Source organism: Pseudarthrobacter sp. S3 (assembly GCF_050156905.1).
Taxonomy (GTDB): domain Bacteria; phylum Actinomycetota; class Actinomycetes; order Actinomycetales; family Micrococcaceae; genus Arthrobacter.
In genome coordinates, this window is sequence record NZ_CP189583.1 from 1880580 (window position 1) to 1896640 (window position 16061).

The window sequence follows — 16061 nt, forward strand, 5'->3', positions numbered from 1 at the left end:
TGGAGTTTTTGGTCAGATAACGCGGATTTAAGGACCTTCAGGGGACGTTATCTGACCAAAAACTCTTCAGGCGCGGGTCAGGCTGGGACCGGGGACACCGACGCGGCGGACGCGACTCCGGGAGTCAGGAACCGCTTGCCATTGACCCGCTCTGAGGCGCCCACCCGGTCCAGGTACGGTGTGATGCCGCCCAGGAACATTGGCCAGCCCGCGCCGAGGATCATGCAGAGGTCGATGTCTTCAGGACCGGCCACCACGCCCTCATCCAGCATCAGCCCGATCTCCTCGGCCAGGGCATCCTGGACACGGCGCAGCACATCATCCCCGCTGGACGCTGACGTGCCGAAGGACATCAGCGACAGGGTGGACTCCGGGATCTCCTGGGAGCCGTCGGCCGCCGGGACCCAGAGAGATTTCACGCCGTTCTCGATCAGTTTCTGCAGGTTCGTGGACACGGCGAAGCGGTCTCCGAAGGCGGCGTTCAGGGACTCCTGGACATGCTGGGCCACCGGCAGGCCCACCATGGCACCGAGCGTAAACGGGGTCATCGGCAGGCCCATGGGGCGCAGCGAGGTGTCGGCAACGTCGGCAGGGGTTCCCTCGTCGAAGGCAGCCGTCACTTCGCCCATAAGCCGCAGCAGGATCCTGTTGACCACAAAGGCCGGCGCATCCTTGACCAGGACCGCGCTTTTCTTCAGGCCCTTGGCGAGCTCAAAAGCGGTGGCCAGCACGGCGTCGTCAGTCTTGGGCGCGCGTACGATTTCGAGCAGCGGCATCACGGCCACCGGGTTGAAGAAGTGGAAGCCCACCAGCCGTTCCGGGTGCGCGAGGTCTTCGGCCATGGCCGTGACGGACAGCGAGGACGTGTTGGTGGCGAGGATGCAGTCCGGCGAGACAATTGCCTCCACCTCGGCGAAGACCTGCTTCTTGACGTTCAGCTCTTCGAAGACAGCCTCGATAACAAAGTCGGCGTCCGCGAAGGCCTCCTTGGAGACCGATCCGGTGACCAGCGCCTTGGTGCGGTTGGCTGCGTCCTGGCTGATCCGGCTTTTGCCCAGGAGCTTGTCCACCTCGGCATGGACGTATCCCACGCCCTTGTCCACGCGGGCCTGGTCGATGTCCGTCATCACCACGGGGACCTTGAGTTGGCGGGCGAACAGAAGGGCGAGTTGGCTGGCCATGAGGCCCGCCCCCACAACGCCGACCTTGGTGACCGGCCGTGCCAGCTTCCGGTCCGGTGCGCCGGCGGGCCGCTTGGAACGCTTCTGGACCAAATCCAGGAACGCGTAAACCGTGGCGCGGAACTCGTCTGTCTGCATCAGGCCGGCAAGGGTTTCGCACTCAAGGGCGGCGGATTCTGCCTGGGACATGGTCCGGTTGGCTTCGAGGATGTCCAGAACCTTGGCCGGTGCAGGGGAGGCGTTGGAGGTCTTGGCCTCCACGAAGGTCCGGCCGGCGCCGACGGCTGCGGACCAGCGCCCGGCAACAGCGGGGTCAGCCGGGTCCACAGCATTGGCCCGCTCCGGGACCGTCTCGCCGGTGATCACCGTGGCCGCCCAGGCGAGCGACTGTTCCAGGAAGTCTGCCGGTTCGAACAGGGCGTCGGCGATGCCGAGCTGTAAGGCCTGCGGACCGTTGAGCGTCCGGTTGTTGCTGAGCGGGTTCTCGATCATCACCTTGACGGCGTTCTCGGGACCGATCAGCCGCGGCAGGATGTAGACCCCGCCCCAGCCGGGGACCAGGCCGATGAAGGCCTCGGGCAGCGCCAGTGCGCCGGCGCCGGTGGACACCGTGCGGTACGTGGACTGCAGGGCGATCTCCAGGCCGCCGCCCAGGGCAACGCCGTTGATGAAGGCGAAGCTGGGGACGCCGAGGTTGGCCAGCGTGGCATAAACGTCATGCCCGAGCTGCGCCATCCACAAGCCATGATCGCGGTTCTCCAGCGACTTCACCGCCGACAGGTCGGCGCCGGCCACGAGGAAGTAGGGCTTGCCGGTCACCCCTACACCCACGATCTCGCCGCGGGCCGCACGTTCCTTCAGGCCTTCGAGGACCGTGCCCAGTTTTACGAGGGTATTGGGTCCCAGCGTGGTGGGCTTGGAATGGTCCAGGCCGTTGTCCAGGGTGATCAGCGCGAACACCCCGGGGCTCTGCTGGCCGGCGGCCGCCGGCAGCCTGATGTCCTGGACGTACGAGTGGGTCACGGTTTCGTCGGGGAAGAGCTCGGCAAGCTTGGTGAAATCGGCGGCGCTCATGCGGCTCCTTCGGTGGTGGCTGCTGTGACTGCTTCGTGGCCGTCTGCTGCGACGGCACCGCTGTAATGGGGGTGGTGCGGGTTTTCCCAGATGACGGTGGCGCCCATGCCCAAGCCTATGCACATGGTGGTGATCCCGTACCGGACGGAGGGGTCATCTTCGAACTGCCGGGCAAGCTGGTTCATCAGCCTGACCCCGGAGGAGGCGAGAGGGTGGCCCACGGCGATGGCGCCGCCGTAGCGGTTGACCCGGGGGTCGTCGTCGGAAATTCCAAAGTGGTCCAGGAAACTCAAAACCTGCACGGCAAACGCTTCATTGATCTCGAAAAGTCCGATGTCCTCAATGCTGAGGCCGGCGTTCTTCAGAGCCTTTTCGGTGGCGGGTACGGGGCCGATGCCCATGACCTCCGGTTCGACGCCGGCGTAGGCGTAGCTGACCAGCCGCATCTTGACTGGCAGACCCAGTTCCGCGGCCGCTTCCGAGGAAGCGAGGACAGCGGCCGTGGCGCCGTCGTTCAGGCCGGCCGCGTTACCTGCCGTCACGCGGCCGTGGGCGCGGAAGGGAGTCCGCAGGGCCGCCAGGTCCTCGAGCGTGGTGCCCGGGCGGGGCGGCTCATCAATGCTGTTCACCGTCCAGCCCTGTCCCGGCTTCAGGGTAGCGACCGGAACGAGGTCGGGCTGGATCTGGCCCTGTGCGTAGGCGGCTGCCAGTTTGTCCTGCGAGGCAACGGCGTAGGCGTCCGAGCGTTCCTTCGTGATGGCGGGAAAACGGTCGTGCAGGTTTTCGGCCGTGTTGCCCATGTTCAGGTCGGCGGGGTCAACCAGCCGCTCGGACATAAAACGCGGGTTTGGATCGGCGCCGGAGCCCATCGGGTGGTTGCCCATGTGCTCTACACCGCCGGCGATGACGACGTCGTAGGCGCCGAAGCCGATGCCGCTCGCCGTTGTGGTCACTGCGGTCATGGCGCCGGCGCACATGCGGTCGATGGCGAAGCCGGGGACGGTGCGGGGGAGCCCTGCCAGAAGGGCGGCCGTGCGGCCGAGGGTCAGTCCCTGGTCGCCGGTCTGGGTGGTGGCGGCAACAGCGACTTCGTCGATCCGGGCCGGGGGCAGGGTGGGGTTGCGGCGCAGAAGTTCGCGGATGCACTTCACCATCAGGTCATCGGCGCGGGTTCCGGCGTAGATGCCTTTCTCGCCGGCCCGGCCGAAGGGTGTGCGGACGCCGTCAACAAAAACGACGTCGCGGACAGTTCGCGGGGATCCGCTGCTTCCGTGGTGGCTCACGTTTACTCCTCATCGAGACGTTGGCGCCGTCCGGAGGCCAACGGGCAGCGCTCGGCAGGACGGCAGTGCACACCATGTTACTCGTCAGTAATATGGTGTGCAAGGCTCCGTGAAGGGGCGTTTACTCCGGCGCCGCCGTTTCCCTGGCTTCCTTGAACGGTCGCGGTTGCGGGTTGAGGAACGCGTCAGTAAGAAGCGGTGCTACCACGCCGACCTGCCATTCGCGGGCACCGAGGGTGCGCAGGTCAGCGGAGACCGCTTCTTCGGTAATGTCCGACGGCGGACGCCACGCCACGCGGCGCAGGTAGTCCGGCGTCAGCAGGTTCTCCACCGGAAGGTTCAGTTCCTCCGCTTTCGCCTGCAGGAGGGGGCGGGCGGTGGACAGGCGTGCCGCGGCCTCGGGGTCGCGATCCGACCACACCCGCGGCGGGGGCGGTGCGTTCGTGGGCAGGTGCAGCGGCGGGAGGTCCTCAAGATCGCGGGCAGCGGCTATGCACCGGAGCCACCGGGGTGCCTCACGCTGAGCCGCACGGCCATGGAAGCCCTTGGTACCAAGCAGCTGAGGAACGGTGGACGGCATGGCTTTGGCGGCGGACACCAAGGCGGAATCAGGAATCAGCCGGCCCGGCGCCACATCGCGTTTCTGTGCCAGGGAATCGCGCTCCAGCCACATCTCGCGGACCGCGGCCAGCTGGCGCCGGTCGCGGATCTGGTGCAGGCCCGACGTCTTGCGCCAGGGGTCAACCCGGGGCGGGGCCACTCCGGCGGCAAGGATCGCGGCAAATTCCTGCTCCGCGTAGTCCAGCTTGCCGTCGTCCTGCAGCAGCTCGATGAGTTCTTCGCGCAGTTCGGTCAGGACTTCAACGTCCAGGGCGGCGTAGCGCAGCCATGGCTCGGGGAGGGGCCGGGTGGACCAGTCGGCGGCCGAATGTTCCTTCGCCAGGCCAAAGCCGAGCAGTTGTTCGATAACGGCGGCCAGGCCAACTCGGGGCAGTCCGGCCAGCCGGGCAGCGAGTTCCGTGTCAAAGAGCCTGTCCGGCCACATGCCCAGCTCGAGCAGGCAGGGCAGGTCCTGGCTGGCTGCGTGCAGGATCCATTCCACCCCCTGGAGCGCATCGTTGATGATGGACAGGTTCTCGAACGGTTCAGGATCGATCAGCCAGGTGCCGGAGCCTTCGCGCCGGATCTGCACCAGGAACGCGCGCTGGCCGTACCGGAATCCCGAGGCCCGTTCTGCGTCAACCCCTGCGGGACCTGTTCCGGCGGCGATGGCTGCCGCACACCGCTCCAGCCCGGACTGCGATTCAATAACCAGCGGCACGCCGTCGCGCGGTGCATCGAGGTCAATGACTACGGGGACCTGGCTATCGAAGCCTTCCACCGTGATGTGGGGAGTGGTATCAGCAGCCGGAGCGCCGGCCGTGGTGTTTTCGGGAATATGAGGGGTCATGATGCCTTCAGTTTACCGACAAGGGACATCCCTAGTTCCGGCGCCGGCGCGGAAGGGCCGCGACGCCGTCGGGCAGAGGGGGGAGGCCGGCGAACGTGCAGACCATGTCGGACCATGCCTCCAGATGGGCAGTGACGTCCGAAGACGCCGGAGTCCAGGAGGCGCGCAGCTCGATATCGATCGACCCGGGCCGGTCGGAAAGTGTTCCAAAGCTCTCCGACAGGACCCGCGTGGCGGTCCCGCCGGCCGCCCGGTAGGGGGCCTTGTGATTCTCCAGGGCCTCCACCAGCCAGGTCCAGGCGACCGTGCCCAGCATTTCGTCGTTGCCCATTTCGGGCTCGAGCTGGGCCCGGATGTAGGTGACAATCCGGAATTCGCCGTCCCAGACTGCTGAGCCGTCGGGGTCGTGCAGCAGGATGAATCGGCCCGTGGCCAGCTCGGTGTCGTCGTCGTCCGCGGTGCCGGACGCCGCGGCCAGGGCCATGGCGGCGGGCCCGTGGACGGGCGTGGTGCCGCTGCCCGGTCCGGACGCCATGACTTCGGCCCCGAGTGCCACTGCGAACGGTGCCAGGCGCGCCGGGGCGGGAATTTCCGCCAGGCGCAGCTCACTCCGGCATTGGGCCTTCCTGAGGGATCCCAAGGCGTGGACAAATTCCGGGGGAACCTGGGCTAGTGCGTTCACCTTCGCAGATTACGCAACAGCAGAGGGCTCCCAGTGCAGGCTCGCCGTCGGCCGGTCCATGCTATCCGGCTTCCGTGTCCGCGTGGTGGGCCGCAAGTTCCCGTCGGATCGCGGCCACAAAGGCGTCGACATCATCTTCGCTGGTGTCGAAGGAGCACATCCACCGGACCTCGCGGGCGGCTTCATCCCAGTCGTAGAACCGGAAGGACTCCCGCAGCCGGTCAGCTATGCCGGCAGGCAGGACGGCAAACACGCCGTTGGACTCCGTCTCCTGCGTGGGCTCCACGCCCTCGATTGTGTCCACCGCGGCGCGGAGGCGGGCGGCCATGGCGTTGGCGTGCGACGCCGAACGGAGCCACAGGTCGCCTTCCAGCAGGGCGATGAACTGGGCGGACAGGAAGCGCATTTTGGAGGCAAGCTGCATGTTCATCTTGCGCAGGAATATCAGGCCGTGGGCCGCTTCGGGGTTCAGAGCAACCACCACTTCGCCGTACAGCAGTCCGTTCTTGGTGCCACCGAAGGAGAGGATGTCCACCCCGGCGTCGCGCGTGAAAGCCCGCAGCGGCACGTTCAGGTGCGCGGCGGCGTTGGCCAGCCGGGCGCCGTCCATGTGGAGTTTCATGCCTTTGGCGTGTGCATGATCGGCGATGGCCCGGACTTCATCCGGGGTGTAGCACGTGCCGAGCTCGGTGGTCTGGGTGATGGACACGGCCAGCGGCTGCGCCCGGTGTTCATCCCCCCAGCCCCACGCCTCGCGGTCAATCAGCTCCGGTGTCAGCTTGCCGTCGGGGGTGGGGACATGCAGGAGTTTGATCCCGCCGATCCGTTCCGGAGCACCGTTTTCGTCCATGTTGATGTGCGCCGTCGAAGCGCACACCACAGCACCCCAGCGCGGGAGCAACGACTGCAGGGACAACACGTTGGCCCCTGTACCGTTGAACACAGGAAAACATTCGATGCCGGGGCCGAAATGCTCCTCCATGAGACCCTTCAGCCGCGCCGTGTAGTCGTCTTCGCCGTAGGAGACCTGGTGGCCCTCGTTGGCGGCCGCGAGAGCGGCCAGGACCTCGGGGTGCACACCGGAGTAGTTGTCCGATGCGAAACCGCGGACGGACGCGTCATGCAGCCGGGCTGAGGGATTTTCAAGCCGGGGGGCGGCATCTGCCGTTGTTGTCATTGGTTTGCTCACGTTCTCAGTTTAGGGAGGTCGGGTCCGGCCGGTCAGGGGGCAGTCCGTCAGAGGCGTTGCGGCTAGGGGATGTTGCGGTCACGGGGCAAGGAGCAGGCGCCGGCCGTTCAGTTCGCCTGCCGGGCGGCTGAACAGTCCGACGACGGCGGCGGCCAGGTCCTCGACGTCGGTGGCACCGGGGAACGTCCGTTCCGGGTGCGCCGTCCGGAGTTCCGCGTCCACCAGCGCTTTCACCACCAGGACGACGGCGGCGCCGCGCAAGGCGGTGCCGTTATCCGCGGCCTCGCGGGCCAGTCCCTCCGCCATCGCAAGCGTCCAGGTCTCGGCGGCGGCCTTCGCCGCCACGTAGCTGGCCGTCATTGCGGTGGGCTTGTCCACCGCCGTGGAGGACACCATGGCAAACCGTCCGGTTCCGGCGGCGGCCAGGTCGGCGTAGAAGGCCCGGGAGACGTTCCGGAGCGTGGTGATGGCACCGCGCTCCAGGAAGTCCCAGTCGGCGTCGCTCTGGTCCGTGATGCCCGAGGCACCACGCCAGCCGCCCACAAGGTGGATGACTCCGTCCATCGCTCCGGCGGTGCCCGCCAGGGCCGTCCGGAGAACCTGGACGTCAGCGGGATCCTCGAGATCGCACACCAGGGGAGTGACGCCGTCGCCCGCTTTTGTTGCGGCGGCATCGATGCGCGTCCTGTCCGAGCCGACCGTGAAGACCCGGAACCCCGCCTGGCGCAGGGCCCGGGCCACCGCGATCCCGGAGGGTCCGCTACCGCCGGTGACCAGGACATTCAGCCCTGGGGCACGGTCCGGAGCAGGGACAACGCGCGGGCCGCCGGATACGCTCACAGCGCGGACGCTCCGGTAATGCCGGCGGTGGAGTCGATGACGGCTCGCATTTTCTTCTCCAAGGCTTCATAGAACATGGACAGCGGAAATTCGTCATCCAGCACCTGGTCCGTCAGGCCGCGCGGCGGACCGGCAACCGGAAGTGCGTCGGGGCCCTTCGCCCAGGTTGATGCCGGGTTGGGCGTGACTGTGGCGGAGATCAGCTGGTACGCGGCAAGCCAGTGGGCCATCTTCGGCCGGTCAATGGAGCGCCAGTAGAGCTCGTCGATCGAGGCGCCGAGGGCGATCACCGCGTCCGGCACCTGGTCCCAGTCGATGCTGAGCCGGCTGTCGGTCCAGTGCAGGGCGTGGTGCTGGTGCAGCCAGGCGAAGAGCAGCTGCCCGCCGAGGCCGTCGTAGTTGCGCACCCGGTTGCCGGTGATCGCGAAGCGGAAGATCCGGTCGTAGATGATGGCGTACTGCACCAGTTTCGCGTGCCGGCGTGCTTCCGGCCCGGCGTCTTCGTCCTGTTCGATCCGGACAGATTCGCGGAAGGCTGTAAGGTCGCAGCGCAGTTCTTCGAGCGAATACAGGAAGTAGGGCATCCGCTGCTTGATCATGAACGGGTCAAAGGGCAGGTCGCCGCGCATGTGGGTCCGGTCATGGATCAGGTCCCACATCACAAACGTGGCCTCGGTCAGTTCCTGGTCGGCTAGGAGTTCCGCGGCACCGGCGGGCAGGTCCAGGGAGGTGATGTCTGCGGCTGCGCGCAGGACCCTCCGGAAGCGGGCAGCTTCGCGGTCTGCAAAAATGGCGCCCCAGGTGAAGGTGGGTGTTTCCCGGACGGCAACCGTTTCGGGGAACAGCACCGCCGAGTTGGTGTCATAGCCGCGGGTGAAGTCCAGGAACCTGATCGGCACAAACAGCTTGTTGGAATAGTCCCCTGCCTCAAGGCCGGCCACAAAATCGGGCCAGATGACCTCGATCAGCACGGCCTCCACCAGCCGGCTGGTGCTTCCGTTCTGGGTGTACATGGGGAAGATGACAACGTGCGGCAGGCCATCCTGGCGCTGCAGCTGGGGCTGGAACGCCAGCAGTGACGACAGGAAGTCCGGCTCACCGAAGCCCGCTTTGGCCCACGCCTGGAAATCAGCGACGACGGCGTCAAGGTAGGCCGCGTCGTGCGGGAACAGCGGTGCCAGCTCGGTGAGCGACTCTGTGAGCTCGGCAACTTCGGCCGCTGCGGCTGGGTGGTTGCCTGCGTCGGGTACGGAGCCGTCCTTGATCTGCAGCTCCTGCAGGGACTCGGCGGCGCTCCGGAGGCGGAGCCAGGAGGGATTTTCGGCGGTGATCCTTGGTGGGGCGCCGGTCACGGTGACGGTCATGGTTCGACTGCCTTTCTCATTGCTTGGGCATCTACCGTGAGCGTAGCAAGCAACCAGAGTCCCTAACTCAAATAGAGCCTAAGCATAAGAGAATCTCGGGCTCGAGGCGCCCCGTGGGTCCGCCGGACATAGGCGGAACCACGGCTGGCGGACTCAGGACTCCGCGGATTCTTCCCCGGCACCGCCGCGCGGCATCAGTTTCAGGGACACCGAATTAATGCAGAAACGCTGGTCTGTGGGCGTTCCGTAGCCCTCGCCTTCAAACACGTGGCCCAGGTGCGAGTCACAGTTGGCGCACCGGACCTCGACCCGCTTCATGCCGAGCGTCCGGTCGTGGATGTAGCGGACGGTGCCTGTGGCGAGCGGTGCCCAAAAGGACGGCCAGCCGCAATGCGAGTCAAATTTTTCGTTGCTCCTGAAGAGCTCGGTTCCACAGGCGCGGCATTGGTAGACACCCTCCGCATGGGTGTCCACATACTCTCCCGTGAAGGGGCGCTCCGTACCCGCCTGCCGCAGCACGTGATACTCCTCCGGCGTGAGTTCCTGCCGCCACTCGGCGTCGGATTTCCGGTATGCAGGTTCCGCAGCGACGGCGTCGGCGGCCGGATCCGGGACCGAATCCGTGGCCTTCTTGTCGAAAATGTTCTTACCAAAGATGCTCATAGTCAGCTCAACGCTCAGGAGTCGCCGATAAATCCCGAACCGGCGTACAGGTGGAGAACGGGGAGCCCCAGCTGGTCCTGGGCTTTGTTGGCCCAGTCGGTGTGGAACGTATCCGCCACTGCGTGCGGACGGGTGACCACCACTGCCTGGGCTGCGCCAAGCTCTTTGACTTTGGACACAAGGCCGTTGACGGCTCCACCGTCCACCACCTCGCCCGTGACTCCTGCGCCCAGCCCCGCCAGGGCAGTCAGCGAGACGGCCAGCGTCTCCGCGGCCTCGGCCCGTTCAGCGGAGGGGTCCGGGGCGTGGGCGGTCAGTTCGCGGAACGCTTTAGCGACGTCCAGCAGGGAGAGATTCTCGAGAAAATCCACCAGCAGGTGCCGTTCAGTGTTACCTGGAACCAGCACGACAAGGGGCGTGTCCTGCCCGTCCACCAGCCGTTCTATGTTGACGCGGTCGTCCGCGCCCAGGGGTTCTTCGGTCAGGATGACGATTGGATCGCTCATGGCATCAGCCTAGTCGTGCGTACCGGCGCCTGCATCCATTTGGGGCCGCATGGTGGTTGTGGCCTTAGACGCGCGGAGTCCTCGGAGCCGGCAGAATTCCGGCGCCACGGGCCGGACGGAATATGGTCAACCCGCCTGCGGCAGTAAGAATGGTTCCATGGCACCTTCCACGCGCACCCCCACGTTGACGGCGGCAGTTCCGATCCAGGCTGGCGGCCGCATGTCGCTGCGCGCCAAATGGGCGCTAGGCGGCGTCATTGGCGGCGGGGCGCTTGCCGGACTGCTGGCCACAGGGTCCTCCGCGCTGGCCCTCTATTTCGCCAGGCGTGTGATCACTCCCGTCCGGCAGCGGACGGCGGACCAGGAAGTCCTCGCTGTGCTCCGGGAAGGCGGCGGCCGGCAGGTCATCCTGACAGCAACTCCGGAGACCACAGTGGTGGGCGTCTATGGGTTGTTTTTCGACGGCGGCAAGGGGCACGCCCGGATCGGGCGGATTGTGTCCTATTCGCCGGCGGACGGCACGGTCCTGCGCGAAGTGGAAGCCGTCTATGCCGGCGATCTCGACACGGCGCGCCGCGGATGGTGGAGCGGTGCGATTTACCCGGATCCCGCCACCGCCGGCATTGCGGCCGAGGACGTGCTGATTGAGGTCGACGGCGGCACGGCACCGGCATGGCTGGTCCGGGCCGGCGGGACGTCCAGGACCTGGGCAATTATGGTTCATGGCCGGGGGGCCACCCGCCAGGAGGGCCTCCGGGCGGTAGGCCCCGCACTCGAATTGGGGCTCACCAGCCTGCTTGTCTCATACCGGAACGACGGGTTGGCGCCATCAGCCAAGGACGGCCGGTACGGGCTGGGATCCACGGAATGGCATGATGTGGAGGCCGCCATCGAGTTCGCCCTGGCCGGCGGCGCCGAGGAAATTGTCCTCTTTGGCTGGTCCATGGGCGGTGCCATCTGCCTGCAGACGGCCGATCTCTCGCCGCACCGTCACCTGATCCGGGCCATGGTCCTGGACGCGCCCGTCATCAACTGGGTCAATGTGCTGGCCCACCATGCGCAGATAAACCGCATTCCGTCCCTCGTTGGCCGCTACGGGCAGCTGATGCTGGGCCACCCCGTGGGCCGCAGGCTCACCGGCCTGGCCGCACCCGTGGACCTCAAGGCCATGGACTGGGTGGCGCGCGCCGTCGAAGTCCGGACGCCCACCCTGATCATCCACAGCGTTGATGACGAGTACGTTCCCTATGAACCCTCCGCCCTCCTGGCCGAGCGGAATCCGGACATGGTCACGTTCGAGACGTTCAATCACGCCAGGCACACGAAGGAATGGAACGTCGATCCCGGGCGCTGGGAGAACCTGATCAAGGCGTGGCTTCGGCCTCAGTTGGCTCCGCGGCTTAATCCCGGGCAGAACCGCTAAGGCGTGCGGGTGCCGATGGCGGCTGTCACAGCGGACGTCAGCCGGATGAGGTCCGCCGGCGCAAGCTCGACGTCCAGGCCACGCTTACCACCGGAAACCAGCATCGTCCCCAGATCAAGGGCGCTGCTATCCACCACTGTGGGCGATGACTGCCGCTGGCCAAGAGGCGAGATCCCGCCGAGGACGTAGCCGCTGCGGCGTTCCGCAACTGCGGGGTCTGCCATCGAAGCCTTCTTGGCACCCAGGGCGGCAGCGAATGCCTTGAGGTCAAGGTTTCCGCTGACCGGCACGACTCCGACAGCCAGCCGGCCCTCCACATCGACCATGAGGGTTTTGAAGACCTTTTCGGGTGCAATGCCCAGGGCCTCGGCGGCTTCCGTGCCGAAGCTGGCGGCGGAAGGATCGTGGGCATACGGATGCAGTACGCAGGAAACGCCGGCTGCAGCCAGTGCGGCGGTGGCCGGCGTTCCGTTTGAAGAACTCTTGCGTGCCAAAGCGTTCAGTTCCCTGTCAGGGGATCAGGATGTGGGCCGGGAATCAGCAGCGACCTTGCGCTTGATCCGTCCCAGCATGGCGGTCATGCCGCGCATCCGCAGGGGCGTGATGGCCCTTGTCAGGCCCAGCAGCTCCGGCATGTCGTCCGGCACACCCAGGATTTCGGCGGCGCTGAGTCCGTCGAGTCCCTCATGGAGCACACCCGCGAACCCCCGCGTGGTGGGGGCTTCCGGTGGCGCCTTGAAGTAGAGCCGAATGGCGCCGGCCGGGCCGGCGTCGTTCTTTTCCGTCTCAATGGCAAGGAACAGCGGCGACTGGCATTCCACCACCTTCTCCAGGAGTTCGGGGTGGTCCTTCAGCCGGTCCGGCAGCTCCGGCAGTTCGCGCGAGAACTCCAGCAGCAACTGAAGCCGGTCAGGTTCGCTCAGGGCCTGGAAGTCGTCAACGATTTCCGCCAAAGCGGCGGGCAGGTCATGTGTAGTCATTTGTTCCAGTTTACGCCGGGACCGTGCCGCGTTCGGTGCCCTTCGCGATCGGAACCCGTACGGCGTTGCCCCACTCGGTCCAGGAACCGTCGTAGTTCCGGACAGTTTCAAAACCCAGCAAGTACTTGAGCGCGAACCAGGTGTGGCTGGAACGTTCGCCGATGCGGCAGTACGCCACCACGTCGTCGCCGGCGGTCAGGCCGGCCTCGCCCAGGTATAGGGCTTCGAGCTCTTCCCGGCTGCGGTACGTTCCGTCCGGCGCGGCGGCGCGTGCCCAGGGAATGGATGCTGCCGTGGGAATGTGGCCGCCGCGGAGCGCGCCTTCTTCCGGATAGGCCGGCATGTGGGTCCGCTGGCCGGTGTATTCCTCGGGGGAGCGTACGTCGATCAGAGGCTTGCCGAAGTGTGCCAGTACATCGTCCTTGAACGCGCGGATGGGGGCGTCGTTGCGCTCCACCAGCGGGTAGTCGCCGGACGCCGGGACTGTCCGGTCCGTGGTCAGGTCGCGGCCCTCGGCGATCCACTTGTCCCGGCCGCCGTCGAGCAGTCGGACGTCCTCGTGCCCGAACAGGGTAAAGACCCAGAGGGCATAGGCCGCCCACCAGTTGGACTTGTCCCCGTAGATGACCACCGTGGTGTCGCGGGAGATGCCCTTGGCAGCGGCCAGGGCCGCGAAGGCCTCGCCGTTCACGTAATCGCGTGTCACTTCATCGTTAAGGTCCGTGTGCCAGTCGATTTTCACGGATCCGGGGATGTGGCCGGTCTCGTAAAGGAGGACGTCCTCGTCGGACTCGACCACCACAAGCTTTCCATCCACAAGGGCGCCAGACTCAAGTGCGGCGGCAAGCCACTCGGTGGATACCAGACGCTCCGGGTTGGCGTAGGCGGCGAACTTCTCGTTTTGTTCAACTGCGTAGGACATTGTGTTGGCCTTTCACTGAGACACAGGGCGGATCTGCTGAAGAAGGAAAACCTGCCTCCCACCCTAGCCACGGCTGGCCGCCCTGTCCGTCACCTTGTTAACAGTGGGAAATATGGCCTTCGTCACGCCATGGCCCCGTGCCAGCAGGATGGCGGGGGAGGCCCGGGCCGTTGCCGGTATTCTTTCTGGGGACAACCCACCAGCAGAACGGACCACCTTGGTACAGATCGAACAGCTTGCCGCCCGCACTCCGGCGGTTTCGGTGGATGAGCTCCTCAAAGGGTTTTATCCGTCCCCACGGTTTGGCCAGGTCTCCTTTGCCAGCTACCGGCCGGACCCGAACCAGCCGTCCCAGGCGGCGGCGGTCAAGGCCCTGGAGGCGTTCGCCGGGGGAGTTGGAGCCGGTGACGGCGACGGCCTGTTCAAGAAGCTCTTCACCAAGAAGGTCGCAACCCGGGCGGGGATCTACCTCGACGGCGGATTCGGCGTCGGGAAAACCCACCTCCTCGCTTCGCTGTGGCATGCCGCGCCGGGCCCCAAAGCCTTTGGCACCTTTGTTGAATACACCAACCTCGTGGGGGCACTGTCCTTCCGCAAGACTGTTGAAGCCCTGAGCCACTACAAGCTGGTGTGCATTGACGAATTTGAGCTGGATGATCCGGGCGACACAGTGCTGATGTCCCGTTTGATGCGTGAGCTGGCCGACGCCGGCGTCAAGCTTGCTGCTACGTCCAACACCCTGCCGGGTTCGCTGGGTGACGGCCGCTTTGCCGCCGTCGACTTTGCCCGTGAAATCCAGGTTCTTGCGGACCAGTTCGACGTCATCAGGATTGACGGTGAGGACTTCCGCCACCGTGGATTGCCCGCCGCTCCGGCACCGCTGAAGAACAGCCAGCTCGCTGCGCAGATGAAGGCCGAGTTCGACGGCAAGACCGTGGCGGAGGACGAATTCAGTTCTCTGATCGGCCACCTTGCCGGTGTCCACCCAAGCCGTTACCGGCAACTCATCGACGGCATCGACGGCGTCGTGTGGCGCAACGTGGAGACCATCACCGAGCAGGCCGTGGCGCTTCGGTTCGTAGTGTTGGCGGACCGGCTGTACGACAAGGATGTGCCCATCCTGGCCAGCGGCGTGCCCTTCGACAAGCTCTTCACAGACGAGATGATGCACGGAGGGTACACCAAGAAGTATTTCCGTGCGGTGTCCCGCCTGACCGCACTGGCCCGCGAGGGCCAGAACCACGAGCCGTCCTAGGCATCGGCCGGGGAAGCCGGGCCTTCAGTTAAATGCCAAAGGCGCGGGTGCCGCCTCCCGGCGGGACCCGCGCCCCCTTGACGTGCTAGGGCAGAGCCCAGGCCAAATCCTTGTTACGGAGCCTTGTCAACCGGCGGAACCGGGGTGACGGGCGGAGCCTGCTCGGTGGCAGGTGCATCGCCGGGCGTTCCGTCATTTGCGTCAACGAATTTGGAAGCGCCCTCCTGGACTTTGTCCACGTGACCGGCATACTTGCCGCCAGTCTTTGAGTCGACGAAATCGCCGGCTTTCGTGATGCCGTCCCTGATGGCCTGCTCGTTGCCGTGGATGAGACCCTGAGCCTTGCCCTTAAGATCGTCAATCAGTCCCACGAGCACCTCCCTTCAATCGCGGAGCCAGTTTGCTCCTCCGCAACCGATCCTAGACCTGTCTGCAGGGGGGTGCCAAGCGCTGTGACAAATGTTGTAAAGTCGAGGCTGGCCTTTTCGGGCAACAAAAAAGCAGCTCACGGGGAGCTGCTGTGTGTGGGCGATACTGGGATCGAACCAGTGACCTCTTCCGTGTCAGGGAAGCGCGCTACCGCTGCGCCAATCGCCCGGAACCGGGAATCCGCCCATTTCGGATTTATTACTGGGGTGGAGAGCGGACGACGAGATTCGAACTCGCGACATCCACCTTGGCAAGGTGGTGCTCTACCAGCTGAGCTACGTCCGCGTATGAAGTACAGCCCGGCGGATGGCCTGGCCTACTGCATGAAGCAAGTTTCCTTGCTTGGTGGGCGATACTGGGATCGAACCAGTGACCTCTTCCGTGTCAGGGAAGCGCGCTACCGCTGCGCCAATCGCCCATTTCGTCCGGCCTGAACCGGAATCCATGGTTTTCACCGAGGTGGGTACGGGATTCGAACCCGTGTGAACGGCTTTGCAGGCCGCTGCCTCGCCTCTCGGCCAACCCACCGTGTTGGCTCTGATTCCGAAGAACCTTTGCCGTGACAGTGTCCTGCGAGCGGACGACGAGATTCGAACTCGCGACATCCACCTTGGCAAGGTGGTGCTCTACCAGCTGAGCTACGTCCGCATTTGGGCCGCAGAATCCGTGCCGTTTCGGGCATTTCCTCGCGTTCCAACGAGTAAGAACTCTATAGGAGGTTCGAGGATTCTCCAAATCGAACGTGCCGCAACGGCGGCAATGCCCCTGGATCCCTGCAATCTAGGGGAACTTTCTAATTACAGGCGTGTAATTCAAGGCC

Annotated in this window: 15 protein-coding genes and 5 tRNA genes; 2 read left to right on the forward strand and 18 right to left on the reverse strand. The window is 65.6% G+C overall.

The features are described 5' to 3' along the window. Positions 1-77 precede the first annotated feature (77 nt). From ACQCSV_RS09005 to ACQCSV_RS09045, 9 genes are all read right to left on the reverse strand, one after another. Positions 78-2255: a 3-hydroxyacyl-CoA dehydrogenase NAD-binding domain-containing protein gene (locus ACQCSV_RS09005; RefSeq protein WP_354154291.1), complete on the reverse strand. Its 2178-nt coding sequence runs from the start codon at positions 2253-2255 to the stop codon at positions 78-80. Then, positions 2252-3538 carry a thiolase family protein gene (locus ACQCSV_RS09010; protein ID WP_354154290.1) on the reverse strand — a complete coding sequence of 429 codons (1287 nt, stop codon included), beginning with the start codon at positions 3536-3538 and terminating at the stop codon, positions 2252-2254. Before ACQCSV_RS09010 ends, ACQCSV_RS09005 begins: the two co-directional genes overlap by 4 nt. Positions 3539-3659: 121 nt before the next feature. Beyond that, a complete protein-coding gene (locus ACQCSV_RS09015) occupies positions 3660-4988 on the reverse strand; it encodes an HRDC domain-containing protein (RefSeq protein WP_354154289.1) in 1329 nt (442 codons plus the stop codon). A gap of 31 nt (positions 4989-5019) precedes the next feature. Next, positions 5020-5670: a DUF3000 domain-containing protein gene (locus tag ACQCSV_RS09020; RefSeq protein WP_354154288.1), complete on the reverse strand. Its 651-nt coding sequence runs from the start codon at positions 5668-5670 to the stop codon at positions 5020-5022. A 61-nt stretch (positions 5671-5731) separates the two neighbouring features. Next, entirely contained in the window at positions 5732-6847 is a 1116-nt protein-coding gene (locus tag ACQCSV_RS09025; RefSeq protein WP_354154416.1) for a low specificity L-threonine aldolase, read from the reverse strand. 90 nt (positions 6848-6937) lie between these two features. Continuing rightward, a complete protein-coding gene (locus ACQCSV_RS09030) occupies positions 6938-7699 on the reverse strand; it encodes an SDR family oxidoreductase (RefSeq protein WP_354154287.1) in 762 nt (253 codons plus the stop codon). Then, positions 7696-9063, reverse strand: a complete 1368-nt coding sequence (locus tag ACQCSV_RS09035; RefSeq protein WP_354154286.1) for a DUF6421 family protein — start codon at positions 9061-9063, stop codon at positions 7696-7698. Before ACQCSV_RS09035 ends, ACQCSV_RS09030 begins: the two co-directional genes overlap by 4 nt. A gap of 153 nt (positions 9064-9216) precedes the next feature. Then, positions 9217-9726 (reverse strand): peptide-methionine (R)-S-oxide reductase MsrB, encoded by a 510-nt coding sequence (gene msrB, locus ACQCSV_RS09040; RefSeq protein WP_354154285.1) that lies wholly within the window; start codon positions 9724-9726, stop codon positions 9217-9219. 14 nt (positions 9727-9740) lie between these two features. Then, positions 9741-10232, reverse strand: coding sequence for a hypothetical protein (locus ACQCSV_RS09045; RefSeq protein WP_354154284.1), 492 nt, complete (start codon positions 10230-10232; stop codon positions 9741-9743). Between the two features lie 157 nt (positions 10233-10389). Here ACQCSV_RS09045 and ACQCSV_RS09050 point away from each other — a divergent pair, with 157 nt between their 5' ends. Continuing rightward, on the forward strand, positions 10390-11655 hold the full coding sequence (locus tag ACQCSV_RS09050) for an alpha/beta fold hydrolase (RefSeq protein ID WP_354154283.1): 1266 nt from the start codon (positions 10390-10392) through the stop codon (positions 11653-11655). On the opposite strand, the gene ybaK is transcribed toward ACQCSV_RS09050, so the two are convergent. The 3 genes from ybaK to ACQCSV_RS09065 are packed head-to-tail and all read right to left on the reverse strand — an operon-like array spanning position 11652 to position 13557. Further along, positions 11652-12149 carry a Cys-tRNA(Pro) deacylase gene (gene ybaK, locus ACQCSV_RS09055; RefSeq protein WP_426939486.1) on the reverse strand — a complete coding sequence of 166 codons (498 nt, stop codon included), beginning with the start codon at positions 12147-12149 and terminating at the stop codon, positions 11652-11654. The two genes, ACQCSV_RS09050 and ybaK, sit on opposite strands and share 4 nt — an antisense overlap. 24 nt (positions 12150-12173) lie before the next feature. Continuing rightward, positions 12174-12635: a SufE family protein gene (locus tag ACQCSV_RS09060; RefSeq protein WP_426939487.1), complete on the reverse strand. Its 462-nt coding sequence runs from the start codon at positions 12633-12635 to the stop codon at positions 12174-12176. Positions 12636-12645: 10 nt separating this feature from the next. Next, positions 12646-13557 (reverse strand): sulfurtransferase, encoded by a 912-nt coding sequence (locus ACQCSV_RS09065; RefSeq protein ID WP_426939488.1) that lies wholly within the window; start codon positions 13555-13557, stop codon positions 12646-12648. A gap of 217 nt (positions 13558-13774) precedes the next feature. On the opposite strand from ACQCSV_RS09065, the gene zapE reads away from it, so the two are divergent. Next, on the forward strand, positions 13775-14812 hold the full coding sequence (gene zapE, locus ACQCSV_RS09070; RefSeq protein WP_354165935.1) for a cell division protein ZapE: 1038 nt from the start codon (positions 13775-13777) through the stop codon (positions 14810-14812). Between the two features lie 113 nt (positions 14813-14925). On the opposite strand, the gene ACQCSV_RS09075 is transcribed toward zapE, so the two are convergent. From ACQCSV_RS09075 to ACQCSV_RS09100, 6 genes are all read right to left on the reverse strand, one after another. Then, complete coding sequence (locus tag ACQCSV_RS09075) at positions 14926-15183, reverse strand: antitoxin (RefSeq protein WP_354154278.1); 258 nt, start codon at positions 15181-15183, stop codon at positions 14926-14928. Between the two features lie 154 nt (positions 15184-15337). Beyond that, positions 15338-15409: transfer RNA gene (locus ACQCSV_RS09080), tRNA-Val, on the reverse strand. A 44-nt stretch (positions 15410-15453) separates the two neighbouring features. Next, positions 15454-15526 (reverse strand) — tRNA-Gly (locus tag ACQCSV_RS09085). 58 nt (positions 15527-15584) lie between these two features. Beyond that, positions 15585-15659, reverse strand: a tRNA-Val gene (locus ACQCSV_RS09090). 39 nt (positions 15660-15698) lie between these two features. Then, positions 15699-15769, reverse strand: a tRNA-Cys gene (locus ACQCSV_RS09095). Between the two features lie 47 nt (positions 15770-15816). Continuing rightward, positions 15817-15889: transfer RNA gene (locus tag ACQCSV_RS09100), tRNA-Gly, on the reverse strand. Positions 15890-16061: the final 172 nt, after the last annotated feature.